Below are 12,281 nucleotides of genomic sequence, written 5' to 3'. Positions count from 1 at the left end.
GACCGTGCTCATACCCGCGCCTTCCCCAGGCTCTCACCGAGAATCCCTGTCGGTCGGACCAGCAGCACGAGCACCAGGAGGACGAAGGCGACCACGTCGCGCCATTGCGTACCGAACACGGCCTGTCCGTAGTTCTCCATGATGCCCAGCAACAGGCCGCCCAGTAGCGCGCCCCGAAGATTGCCGATGCCGCCGAGGACCGCGGCCGAGAACGCCTTGATGCCCAACAAGAACCCGCCGGAGTAGATGATGCCCTGGGGCACCTTCAACGTGTAGAGCAGTGCGGCCGCGCCGGCGAGCAGGCCGCCGATCAGGAACGTCGTCATGATGACCCGTTCGCGTGACACCCCCATCAGCGTGGCAGTGGTCGGATCCTGGGCCACCGCGCGAACCCCGCGCCCGAGCTTGGTGCGGTTGAGCGCGAAGTCGGTGAGGATCGCCAGCACCAGCGCGGCGCCGATGATCACCAGGGTCACGTTGGACACCGCCACACCGAAGAACGTGAACTGCGTCTTCGGTTGAACCAGCACGATCGGCTGCTGGGCATTGGGACCGCCGTACCCGGGCATCAGTTTGGGCAGGATGAACAACACGAACTGCTGGAGCACAAACGACATTCCGATCGCGGTGATCAGGAACGTCAGCGCCCTCGCATTGCGTTTTCGCAGCGGTCGGTACGCAACGAACTCCAGACCGATCGCAGCGCTGCCCGACACAAGCATCGCGAACAGCATCGCGATGCCCAGGTAGAGCACCGTCAACGCGACGCCCTTGTTGTAGGCGTTGCCACTGGGGGTGAATCCCATCAGCACGTCCAGGGCGAAATACGCGCCGAACATGCCCAGCATGAAGATCTCGGAGTGTGCGAAGTTGATCAGCCGCAGCACACCGAAGACCAGCGTGTAGCCGACCGCGACGAGTGCGTAGATGGCGCCCCAGGACAGTCCGTCGATCGTCAACTGCCAGAAGCTGTCGACGAGCGCTCCGACGTTGAAGTTGATGTTGGCAGCCAAGGTCATTCGCCGGCTAGCTCCTCAGAGTCGATCGACACGGCGGGCGCCGGTTTCGTACCGTCGGCTACTGGACGTCGTAAATCCAGATCAGCGTGGTGGTGAGCTCACCGTTGGGGGTCCACTGGTATTCGCGGGCCACGCCTTGACCCTTGTAGTTGCGGACGAAGTCCAGCAGGGCCGGCCGGGTGATCGCGCCGGAGTCGATGCCCTTGACCAGGATGGTGCCCAGGTCGTAGCCCTCGGTGCTGTAGGTGCCGGGCGCCTGTCCGAACTTCTCCGTGTACTCCTCGGCGAAGGCACCGGTGGCCGGACCGCACGGGCACGACAGGACCGCTCCCTTGGCGGATTCGCCGGCCTGCTTGACGAATTCGGGATCCTTGGTGCCGTCGGCGCTGACGAACAGTCCTTCGAACCCGCCGTCCTTGAGCTGCTGCACGAACGGGGCCGCCTCCGCGTAGTAACCACTGAAGAACACCGACTCCGGCGCGGCGCCCTTGATCTGGGTGACCGCGGCGCTGAAGTCCTTGTCGCCCTTCTTGACCGAGATGTTGCAGCCGGAATCTGCCACCGGACCGAGGGTCTCGCGGACCACCTGGCCGAGGCCCAACCCGTAGTCGGTGCTGTCGTCGACGACGCAGACCTTCTGATGGCCCAGCGTGTTCTTCAGGTAATTGGCGACCGAGGGCCCCTGCACGCCGTCATTGGCCAGGCCGCGGAAGAAGGTCTTCCAGCCGTTCTCCGACAGGGTGACGTTGGTCGCCGATGCGGTGACCGCTACCAGGCCGGCCTGATCGAACACACCGCCGGTGGCTTTGGTCTCACCGGAGAACGCCGGTCCGACCAAGCCGATCGTGTACTGGTCGTCGACGATCTGCGGAGCGATGGCGCTGGCCTTCTGCGGGTCGCCCTCGGTATCGAACGGCTTGAGCTGGACCTGGCAGCCGGGATTGGCGGCGTTGTGCTTGTCGATGGCCAGCTGCACACCGTTCTTGATGTTGATGCCCAGCGCGGCATCGGGTCCGTTCAGCGCGCCGGCCATCGCGATCGACACCGGCGGACACGTCGCACTGCCGTCGCCGGCCGGGTCGGCGGGGGCGGCACCCTCGGCGGCGGCGACCTCTGCGCCGTTCTCGTCGATCTGCACCTTCTCGACGATCTTCAGGTTGGTCTGCGCCGACTCCTCCTCAGGGGCGCCCTGGCTGCAGCCGGCGATGGCCAGCGCCATCAGGCCCGCACTTCCGAGTGCTATTGCATTGCGTGCCACGCGACTGCGCACGTCTCACCTCCGGTTGCTATGTCGTGGACGACACCGTGGCGCCCGCGCAACAGCGCAGGCGGCGGTGCTTCGCCGAAGACATTAACCAACCAGTGGCCCCAGTGCGTGCTGTTGGAACACGCGTGGCGCGGATCTGCCTGCAGATTCTCGGTCGACGAAACGAACTCTTAACGTTTCACCGGGCTACTGCGCAGGCGCTGGGGCCGCGTCGGCGGGCGGATCGAGGGTCTCGACGACCACTTCGGCGACGCGTTTCATCGTGGTGCGCCGGTCCATCGCCGCGCGCTGGATCCACTTGAAGGCCTCGGGCTCGGTCATCCCCTGCTTGGTCTGCAGCAGCCCTTTGGCCCGCTCCACGAGCTTGCGGGTTTCGAGCCGGTCGGACAGCGACGCGACTTCTTTCTCCAACTCGGCCATCTCGCTGAACCGGCTGACGGCGACCTCGATGGCCGGGATCAGATCCGTGATGCTGAACGGCTTGACCAGGTAGGCCATGGCGCCGGCGTCCCGGGCCCGTTCGACGAGTTCGCGCTGGCTGAAGGCGGTGAGGATGACGATGGGCGCAATGCGCTTGCTGGCGATCTCCGAGGCGGCGTCGATGCCGTCGCGACGCGGCATCTTGACGTCCATGATCACCAGATCGGGCCGCAGGGACTCCGCGAGATCGACGGCCTCCTGGCCGTCACCGGCCTCGCCGACGATTTCATAGCCCTCTTCGCGCAACATTTCCGCCAGGTCGAGCCGGATGAGGGCCTCGTCTTCGGCGACGAGAACGCGGCGCGGCGGCACGGCATCTGACGATGACCCGGTTGAGGCTGACATGAGGATCATTGTGGCGGGCAGAGGCCGGATGAGCGACCGCGGGGCCATCCTTTATGGTGGGAGACCGCACGCCCTCGTATCCCAACTGGCAGAGGAAACGGATTCAAAACCCGTACAGTGTGAGTTCGAATCTCACCGAGGGCACCACGAAGTTCTCACGCCGGCCGCCGTGCCACCTGTCGGGTCGCCGAATCCGTTCCGACTCACGTCGACCCGTCGGAGCCAGCTGATCCGTCTGAGGTCGTCGATCCGTCCGACGTACTCGACTCGTCAACAGTCGTCGCCTCCGGGGTCGGCTCACTTGTCAGCGAGCTGTCGGCCGACGGCTCCGTCGTCACTTCCGTGCTGGTCGCCGATTCCGTCGTCGTGGGCTCCGGCGCGGGCGTCGTCTCGGCGACGGCGGTGGTGTCTGTGGTGACGACCATCGACGGTGTCTGCGTTGCGGTGGGAGTACCGGTGGGCGTCGGCTCCGCGATGCCGCTACTGGGGGGAGCGGGCGTGCTGGTCGCTGTCGGCGACGCGAGCGCCGTGCTGGTGGGCGCGACGGTCGTCGTCGGGAAGGTTCCGGGTTGTTCGTTCTCGACGATCTGTTTGATCTGGGCGGTGAAGGAATCGAACGTCAGCGCGATCTCGCTCAGGTTGTTCACCTCGCCTCGCTCGATGCTGGCGGCGTAGCGGCCGATTTCGACCCAGATGTCCTCGATCTCGCGTTGTGCCTTCAACGACAACGGCGAGTCCAGGGTGACGAAGAGTTGTTGAGCGACGGCGTAGGTCAGGCAGTTGACGCAGCGGTAGTTCAGGGCGCCGGCGAGGTTCTGCGGCACGGCGACGTTGTCGTTGTCCTCGATCTCGTCGAGTACGAACACCACCTGGTAGGCGACTGCCACCGCCGCACACGACTCGCAGGATGCGTAGGCGTGTGCGTCATTGATGTTGAGCGCATACTCTTCGTCGGTCTGCCAGACCAGCGCCACCGCGACGGCGTACTCGACAGTGCCGTCCTTGGTGTTCACCGCCAGCGCCTGGTTGTCGCCCTCACCGGGGGCGAGAGGCTTGTCGAACGGGAAGACCCAGCCTTGATCGGCCGCGGTCAACCGAATCGCGGTGCCCGGGGCGCCGTTACTGACCACTGACGCGGATGGGACCCGGGGAACGACGACCAGCGCGAGCCTCGGGGCGCCGCCCGTCGGAGGCCGGGTGCCGCGGTCGTAGAGCGCCCACATCGTGCCCTGCTGGCCGGTCGACATCGTTCGCCGCTCAGCGACCGGACGGGCGGCGGCGTCGGTCCGGTCGATGCTGACGCGGGTGCGCTCGTTCATTTCGTAGACCCCGAGGGCATAGACGATGTCGCTCAGGGCGCCGCGGTCTGCGGCTTCGATCGGACGGTAGTTGCCGTTGTTCGGCCACCACGCGTAGGCGAGCCCGCACAACATCGCCACACCGAGCACCGAGACCAACGCTCGCCGAGCGGGACTGTCGGCGCTGACTCTCCGGCCGGCCGAAACGATCTGTCGGGCGAAGCGGATGATGAGGTAGATGACCCCGGCGACGGGGATGACGATCGCGATGATGGCGAGCACACGCGCGGCGGCTTGCAGCACGTCTCCGTCTGCCCACGCCGCCGCGAAGACGTCCTGCTGCTTGTTGAGGCTTGCCCATGCTGTACCGAGGAGCCGGGGCAGGGCGATGACCGCCAACGCGAGCATCCCGATCAGCAGTGGAACCACGACGAGCACCCAGACCGTCACCACGATGCGGGCCCACAGTTTGAGCTGGCGGGGCTCGGGGTCACGCCACCGCCAGGGCAGCGCACCGAGCAGGATCGGCTTGATCCGGCCGAAGAGATCGGGCACGCCGGTGAGGTCGGCCAGTACGTGGTAACCGTCGAATCGCACCAAAGGTGCGAGCTGACGCAGCATTTGGATGATTTGGGTGGCCACAACCAGTAGCAGGGCGTCGTAGCGCAGTACCAGCCACACCGCGGCGATCGCGACGGCGACGATCGCGTTGAAGTACAGGCCACCGAGGTCGGTACGCAGGCGACCCCGACGGTCGAGCCGGTAGGAATCGGTGACATCGGTGTAGAACGCCGGCCACACAAGATACAGACCGACGCCCATGACGCCGGGAGTCGCACCGCCGTACCTGGCAGCCGCCGCGTGCCCGAACTCATGAAATCCGGCGGACACGACGGTAACGACGAAGACCAAGATCAGCAGCCCTGGGCGGTCGAAGGCATCATATGCCGCCGACGCCAACCCTTTCTGGAAGAAGACCCACCAGCACACGACGACGAACGCGGACAGCACCACAGCCACCACCCACGGGTGGAACAGGTGCCGGAACGGATCGGTGATTCGCCGGGTCCGCTCGGGGTCGGTGACCACGTACCGAAAGCGAAGTCCCAACAACGGGTTTCGCCTTTTCAGCGTCGGCTGGCTGCCGTTGGCCTGGACCAGAAGGCCGAGCGGGCGCAGCTTGTCGGCGAGCAGCCGGACGTTGTCCTCGCTGACGGAGCGACCCGTCGATGCCGACACCGCCGCCGCAACCTCGGCGGATGTCCGGCGACCGTCGATTTCGGCCAACGTCGCATACAGCAGCGGGGTCAGCTGCAGAGTTTGGCCGTCGGCACGCCGGGCCAAAGATGGCGGAACCCGATAACCCGATCCCGCCATCTCGCCGATCAGCTCGACACCCTCCGCACGATGCAGAACAGCCTGCGCCGGTCCCGCACCCTCGGTGGTCACAGTCACCTGAGCGCTCCTCGTCCAGCCGCGTTGCGGCGCAATGAGTCCGGTCAGCCGGCAGAGTCGGCGGCGCCCGAGCCGGCGCCTGCAGCGACCCCACCACCGGTCGAGGCGGAGTCCGTCCCGGTCGACACGCTCGTCGTATCGGTGTTGGGATCACCGTCAGGCTGGACGGTGCCTTGGTCGATGCTCGAGTCCTGAGCCGCATTGGCGACGGCGTCCCCGCGCAGCTCCTGGCTGATCGACACCTCCTGATCGGTGTAGGCGATCGCGTCGGACTCGATCGTGATCACGTTCGCGGCCACGCTGGCACTGATCGGCGCGGCCACGTTGGCGTTGGCTGCCACCGCGCCGGCGATCGGGGCCGCGAGATCGGCGTCGAGATCGACGTTGACATCCACGTTGAGCAGCGGACCTTCGAACAGGCCGAGCTCTGGGGTGGCGATGTCCTCGTCGGCAGGCGTGGGATCCCCGTCCGCTTCGTCGGACTGGATGATGTCGCTGGCCTGATCGGATGTCGCGTACGCATTGGCGACCAGAATCTGGTCGACCGATCCGGTCTGGAAGTTCTCCGCCTGAGCACCGGAGTCGTAGGCCAGCACGTTCGCTGCAGCAGACGCATCGATCGGCGCCGCAACGTTGAGCTGCGCAGCAGCGGCGAGGTCGATCGGCGATGCGGCGTCGATGAAGATGTCGACATCAACGTTCAAGTCGAGGATGGAGACCACCTCTTTGTCCGGCAGCACCGTGACGAATTCGGCCTCCATCTCCTCGATGGTCAGTCCTTCGTCGTTCATTTCACTTCTCCTGGTCCCTAGGGCCGCCGTTGCTGTGCGGTTCATGTTCGATGAACAAGACGTACCCTCGGATGTGACTGCACTAACACAAACTCAAGCGAAAATCTGGTGTGAAGCCCGCTGTCCAGCAGGAACAACGGCGGTCTCATTAACTTCCTGGTAGATCGAGTGACCCTTGCTGCACGTAGACTGCCATTTCTCCCGTCGGCCGCCCCCGTGCGGTAATTTGCTACATAACTGAGGCACAAGGTCAGAACCCCTCATCGGGGTCGCAACTCTCCCCCGCGTGCCGTGCACCGTGCGGCACTGGGGGCAGCGACGACACAAGACCGTCCAGCCAATCCCCGGAGGGCGCTTGCATGCTGCTCGGGCAAGTGCTGAGTGACCCGGGAATGGATTTGCTAGTGCTCGACGTACGGCCGGTGTGCGTGCGGTAGCGGCGGTGCAATGCGGCGTCGAAGTTCGAATCTCACCGAGGGCACCACTGGTCGCTGAGCTACTCGGTGTTTTCGCTGCCTGCGTCAGACGTGTCGGCGGGCGGCTCCGGTGCATCTGCCCCTTCGTCGTCGCTTTCGTTCGTCGGGCTCGGCGCCTCGGCCTCGGAAACCTCGTTGCCTTCTTCTTCGTTCGTCACTTCCTCGTTGACGATCTGCTCGAGGTCGAGTTCCTCTTCCTCACTGGGGGCGAGGTCCTCCAGACGGTGCTTGCCGCGGTATTCGGTCTCCAGCGAGGCCTGGATGAGCGACTCTTCCTCGCCCGCCTCCTCCGGTAGTCCCTCGGTCTCGGGCTGGCTGCCATCGCCCGTGCCGGTTGCGGTCGGGGTGACGCCTCCGTCGCCGGGCTCCTCCGGGGCTTCCGGAAGCGGTTTTCCATCGGGCGTGCTGTACCCGGTGGGCGCCGCAGGCATCTCGATCATGCCCTCGTGCCATTCGCCGCGCTGGGAGAACCAGTTGCGTTTGTAGGCGCTGTCGATGATCGGTCGCAGGACCTTCTCCAGCCAGCTGACGTAGCCCGGGTCCCAGAAGTCGGACTCGTACATGTCGTGTAGCAGGGGGAGGCGTTCGGCCGGGATGACGACATACGTCGTCTTCGATCCGTATTCCTCACTGATGACCTCGCGGTACATCACCGGGTTTTCCGTCACGTCGTAGAACGCCGAATCGACGTGCAGCAGTTCAGCGCCCTTGATCGCATTGAGAACGGCGAGGATGTTGAACAGGTTGTCGGGCATATCCGCGATGCCGTCGTACTCCCCCGAGACGATGATTGTGTCCCAAGGCGTTTCGGGAAATTCCTCGTGCTTCACAGTCCAGAAGAACATGCGTCCGGGCGCGCCGTAGAGGGCGACGGTCATCGACTCCCTGCTCGGTGGAGTGCGACCATCCTCGGTGTCCTCGTAGTCCTCCAGAAGTCGGTAGAGGACATTCACCACCGAGGCCGCGCCTTTGGACACACCACCGATGGTGAGCGGGTTCCCCTTGGTGGCCTGATGGGCGTAGATCGCGTTGTAGAGATTGTCCGATCCCTCCGGGACGGATACCTCGAACGGAGCGTCGCCAGGGAACGGAACGCTGATGCGTTCCTTGTAGCCGGCGAAGTACCCGCCGAATGCCGTGGACATCTGCTCTTCGGTGAGTTGCGCGTAGCTGCCCTCCCCGCCCACGAGTAGAGCCGTCACGTTGTTGTGGCAACCCGGGTTGCCCGGTCCACACGGCTGACCCGGCGCACCCCCCGGCGGTGCCGCCATAGCACTTGGAGCAAGTAACAGAGCACTGGCTGTAAATGCTCCCCCGAGCACTGATGCTGACCTTTTATTCATGAAAATCCCCCTAATCAGGGAAGAGATCCCCCGATGAATCTCCCTGCAATGGAAGCGTAACAGGCTCGAGAGTTTGCGCAAGCGATCTCAGCAAATTCGCTGGCCGGTATCCAGCGTCAAGATCCGCGCCGAAACGGCGGGCCGACCCACTCGCCGACGAATAAGCTTTCGGCGTGCTCAACGTGCGACCGGTGTGCGTGCCCGAGGTGGCGGTGCGGAGCCGGGCCGTGTCGCCGGAGCGCCACCGCTCCGAGCGCATCGCACGCAGGCTGCGAGTACTCACCATCGCCGGTTGGATCGCAGCCGCGGTATCGGCACTGTTCGGGGTCTTCCAGCTCACCCTGGGTGGCGCGCTGTGGTGGGTGGGTGCGGTCAACATCGTCTGCGCCGCAATGTTTCTGGCAATTCCGCGGTTGTGCCCGCTAGGCGAACTCGTCGCACCGCTGACCTTCGTCGGCTTTGCCTACGTGTCGGTCGGATTCATCTGCTACACGGTCGGAACCGGATCCGGCTTGCAGTTCTACTTTGTGGTCGCCGCCGCTCTGGCCGTGTTGATCCTGGGTACCGAGCGCATCCTGCTCGCGTCGGCGGTCGCCGCGACCGGCGTCGTCATCTGCGTCGTCCTGGAGTTGACGGTCCCCCATGATCGCGGGCTGGGTCCGCCGTGGACGTTGACGGCCGGCTTCCTGAGTTCGGTGGCGGCCTCGGCGGTGATGCTGGTGGCCACCATCTGGTACACGTTGCGCGAGACCGACCGCGCCGAACACGCCATGGAAGCCGAATACGAACGCTCGGAACGACTTCTGGCGAACATATTGCCCGAGACCATCGCCGAACGCCTGAAGGAACCGGCGCGCACCGTGATCGCCGACAAGTACGACGACGCGTCGATCCTGTTCGCCGATATCGCGGGATACACCGAGCGCGCCGCGGACACCCCGCCGGCCGAGTTGGTCCGGTTCCTGGACCGTCTCTACACCGATCTCGACGCGCTGGTGGATCGGCACGGTTTGGAGAAGATCAAGACCAGTGGGGACGCCTACATGGTCGTCAGCGGTGTTCCGATTCCGCGACCCGACCATCTGGAGGCATTGGCCGCGCTGGCGCTCGACATCACCGCGGCCGTGGCCGGCCTGAAAGATGCGCAAGGAAGAGCGGTCCCGCTGCGCATCGGGATGGCAGCGGGACCGGTGGTCGCGGGAGTGGTGGGCGCGAAGAAATTCTTCTACGACGTCTGGGGCGATTCCGTGAACGTGGCGTCACGGATGGAGACCACAGACATCGAGGGCCGGATCCAGGTACCTCAGGACGTCTACCTGAGGCTGCGCCACGCCTTCGTGCTCGAGGAGCGGGGGCTCGTCGAAGTGAAGGGCAAGGGACTCATGCACACGTGGTACCTGGTCGGCCGTCGCGCCGGGGTGGTCACACCTTCCGGTTCTCCGATTTGATCAGCCACGCCAACTTCTCCAAGCCGTCGATGAGCGAGTGGAGGATGTCGGCGGTGGTGGGATCCTCGGAGTCCACCCCGTCGTGGACCTCGCGCATGGTGCTCACCGCGGCGTAGATGCGGGTGCTGATCAGGTCGACCACGTCGCCCGTGCTGTGTTCGTAGGCAGGGAACTCCGGCAGCGATGTCGTCGCGGCGACGGTGTCGGACCGGCCGTCCGGGATGCCCCACAGGGAGCGCATCCGCTCGGCGACCGTATCGCTGCCTTCGCGGGCGAAGTCGACCACTTCGTCGAGTTGCAGGTGAAGGTCGCGGAAGTTGGTGCCGACGACGTTCCAGTGGGCCTGCTTGCCCTGGAGCTGGAGTTCGATCAGATCCACGAGCACGCGCTGCAGCGCCGCGTTGAGTTCGGGCGAGGCCTGGAAATCGGTCACCTCGGCGTCGGTCTTGCGGTTGTTCACTGTTGTCTTCATAGTCATCAGAACGCCTCCTTTTTTGGATCGAGTCCAGTTTAGCCCGTATCGTTCGTCACAGCAAGCTCGTCCTGCCGGTCGAGCAAACGCGCATACCCGGCTCCCATGGCCAACAAGACCAGCCCGACGACGAGGAACACCGCGACGCGGAAGATGCCGTCCAACGCGCTCAGGTCGAACAGGAACAGCTTCGCGACCGCCGCACCGACCAGGCCCAATCCGCCGCTGATCGGCACGGAACGCGCGGCCTTGTCGAGACGTACCGCGTAGCGGAACGCCGCAGCCGCCATTGCGATCCAGCAGATGGTCGCGATCATGTGACCCGCATAGAAACCTCGATCACCGGGGGCGACCAGCGTCGCCGCGGTCACGCTGAACTGGGTGACCGCGTAGACGACGATCACGGCAGCCACGCTCCACAACACAGCGCTGTTCTCCTGGACCGTCCGCGTCCAAGCGATCGCGACGGCCCCCAGTAGAAGGCTCGACACCAGGATCGACACACCCGTTGCCGCGTCGAACGAGGTCGGTGTCAGCAATGCCGACAGCTTCGCGGTCACAACGTAGGCACTACCACCCATCACGGTGAATCCCAGCGCCACCCAACGCGCGACCTCATCGTCGCGCACCACCACCGCAATCGTCAGCGCGATCGCCAACAACATCGGTCCGGCCACCGTGCCGTCGAATGCCGTCACCACCGCGAACAGCGCCGCTACCGCCGACACCACCGTGAACACCTGGCGGGGCACCCCCGGTACCCCCGGCAAGTGGTCGGCCAGCAGCACCACCGCGAGCAGGGCAGCCGACAGGGCCGCCACCATCAGCGCCGCGACCACGTCGTCGACGGCCAGGCCGACGCACAGCAGTGGCGTCACCCCGGCCGCGGCCAGCAACGCCATCACCGCGCGATTCGCGGTCCCTGGCAGCAGCACCAACGCGGCGACGATCGCCAGCACCGCGCCGAGAGCGCACGTAACCGCCAGCGTCAGGTCATGGCGGGAATCGAAATGGCGGACAGCCAGAGCTGTCAGCAGCGGCAGGACCACCGCCGCCGTACGGGCGCTGTGCAACCAGATCCAGTCCCGGCCCAACTGAACGGGAACCGACATCGCAGCCAGCGCCAGCATGAAACCGATGAGCAGCAGGGTGATCCCGTCCGTCACCACCGGCGCCAGGACGAGCAGCGGGACCACGACGAGCAAGCCCAGTTGCTCGGAATCCCAGCGTCGCGCCAGCATCAGTCCGCCGCCGGCAATCAACGCCGCAATCGTCAGACCGACCGCCGCGGACACCCAGTCGTAGATCGTCGTCAGGGCGATCACGTCGATGTAGGCCGCCGCAACCCCCGTCGCGACCAAAGCGATCGCGCCGACCCGTCCTCCGGGCCGTCGGAACAACCACTGCCCGGCAGCCACCAATCCGACGGCCAGCACGGCGCCTCCCGCAACCCGGAATTCCGGGCGCAGGACCCCCGCCTGAGCCGCCAGAACGAGCAGCAGGACCACGCCGATGAGCGTGACGCCGACACCGGCGACCGCCAGGAGCTTGCCGATCCAACTCGCAGCAGGCTCCCTTCGCAGCGGCGGCCGTGCCGCAGGAGGCGGAGCCGGCGTGGGCGGTGGCGGGTAGTGCCCGTACGGGCCGGTGGGCGCGACGGGCCGGGGCGCGACGGGTTGGGGCGCGACGACAGCAGGCTGCGGTGGCACCACCGGGATCGGCGGGCCCACCGGCATTCGGTGGGACAAAACGGCGTCCAGCTGGCGCAGGTCTGCAGACGCCTGTGCCAATTGACGGGAGATCGCGGCGAAATCGGCAGAGAGCCGAGAGATGACGACACTGTGCGGTTCGGTCATGCATCCAATCGTCGTCACGCCCGAGGTCGAA

9 protein-coding genes and 1 tRNA gene are annotated in these 12,281 nt (G+C 65.6%); 2 read left to right on the top strand and 8 right to left on the bottom strand.

Going from position 1 to position 12,281, the window contains the following annotated elements:
• Positions 1 to 8 precede the first annotated feature (8 nt).
• The 3 genes from ACQI46_RS11695 to ACQI46_RS11685 form a co-directional block, all read right to left on the bottom strand.
• Positions 9 to 1,019: a branched-chain amino acid ABC transporter permease gene (locus ACQI46_RS11695; RefSeq protein WP_427094148.1), complete on the bottom strand. Its 1,011-nt coding sequence runs from the start codon at positions 1,017 to 1,019 to the stop codon at positions 9 to 11.
• Between the two features lie 58 nt (positions 1,020 to 1,077).
• Positions 1,078 to 2,289, bottom strand: a complete 1,212-nt coding sequence (locus tag ACQI46_RS11690) for a branched-chain amino acid ABC transporter substrate-binding protein (RefSeq protein ID WP_427094147.1) — start codon at positions 2,287 to 2,289, stop codon at positions 1,078 to 1,080.
• A 183-nt stretch (positions 2,290 to 2,472) separates the two neighbouring features.
• Entirely contained in the window at positions 2,473 to 3,111 is a 639-nt protein-coding gene (locus tag ACQI46_RS11685; protein ID WP_427094146.1) for an ANTAR domain-containing response regulator, read from the bottom strand.
• Positions 3,112 to 3,181: 70 nt separating this feature from the next.
• Here ACQI46_RS11685 and ACQI46_RS11680 point away from each other — a divergent pair.
• Positions 3,182 to 3,258 (top strand) — tRNA-Leu (locus tag ACQI46_RS11680).
• Positions 3,259 to 3,314: 56 nt separating this feature from the next.
• Here ACQI46_RS11680 and ACQI46_RS11675 read toward each other — a convergent pair.
• From ACQI46_RS11675 to ACQI46_RS11665, 3 genes are all read right to left on the bottom strand, one after another.
• Entirely contained in the window at positions 3,315 to 5,864 is a 2,550-nt protein-coding gene (locus tag ACQI46_RS11675; RefSeq protein ID WP_427094145.1) for a hypothetical protein, read from the bottom strand.
• Between the two features lie 44 nt (positions 5,865 to 5,908).
• The gene (locus ACQI46_RS11670) at positions 5,909 to 6,655 is read right to left on the bottom strand and encodes a peptidoglycan-binding protein (protein WP_427094144.1); all 747 of its coding nucleotides are present in this window, start codon (positions 6,653 to 6,655) and stop codon (positions 5,909 to 5,911) included.
• Between the two features lie 496 nt (positions 6,656 to 7,151).
• A complete protein-coding gene (locus ACQI46_RS11665) occupies positions 7,152 to 8,453 on the bottom strand; it encodes a PE-PPE domain-containing protein (protein ID WP_427094143.1) in 1,302 nt (433 codons plus the stop codon).
• Positions 8,454 to 8,647: 194 nt separating this feature from the next.
• Here ACQI46_RS11665 and ACQI46_RS11660 point away from each other — a divergent pair, with 194 nt between their 5' ends.
• Entirely contained in the window at positions 8,648 to 9,922 is a 1,275-nt protein-coding gene (locus tag ACQI46_RS11660) for an adenylate/guanylate cyclase domain-containing protein (protein WP_427094142.1), read from the top strand.
• Here the strand turns inward: ACQI46_RS11660 and ACQI46_RS11655 are convergent.
• Entirely contained in the window at positions 9,897 to 10,400 is a 504-nt protein-coding gene (locus ACQI46_RS11655) for a Dps family protein (protein WP_427094141.1), read from the bottom strand. The genes ACQI46_RS11660 and ACQI46_RS11655 overlap by 26 nt on opposite strands.
• A 32-nt stretch (positions 10,401 to 10,432) precedes the next feature.
• A complete protein-coding gene (locus ACQI46_RS11650) occupies positions 10,433 to 12,250 on the bottom strand; it encodes a DUF2339 domain-containing protein (RefSeq protein ID WP_427094140.1) in 1,818 nt (605 codons plus the stop codon).
• Positions 12,251 to 12,281: the final 31 nt, after the last annotated feature.

Origin of the sequence: Mycobacterium sp. SMC-4, assembly GCF_050205565.1 — a bacterium.
Classification (GTDB): Bacteria; Actinomycetota; Actinomycetes; order Mycobacteriales; family Mycobacteriaceae; genus Mycobacterium.
The sequence above is the reverse complement of the archived record's forward strand: the minus strand, read 5'-3'. Positions and strand labels throughout refer to the sequence as shown.

Coding starts and splice junctions, on each gene's coding strand:
- ACQI46_RS11695 (WP_427094148.1), bottom strand. CDS start 1,019: ATGACCTTGGCTGCCAACATCAACTTCAACGTCGGAGCGCTCGTCGAC.
- ACQI46_RS11685 (WP_427094146.1), bottom strand. CDS start 3,111: ATGTCAGCCTCAACCGGGTCATCGTCAGATGCCGTGCCGCCGCGCCGC.
- ACQI46_RS11670 (WP_427094144.1), bottom strand. CDS start 6,655: ATGAACGACGAAGGACTGACCATCGAGGAGATGGAGGCCGAATTCGTC.
- ACQI46_RS11655 (WP_427094141.1), bottom strand. CDS start 10,400: ATGACTATGAAGACAACAGTGAACAACCGCAAGACCGACGCCGAGGTG.
- ACQI46_RS11650 (WP_427094140.1), bottom strand. CDS start 12,250: ATGACCGAACCGCACAGTGTCGTCATCTCTCGGCTCTCTGCCGATTTC.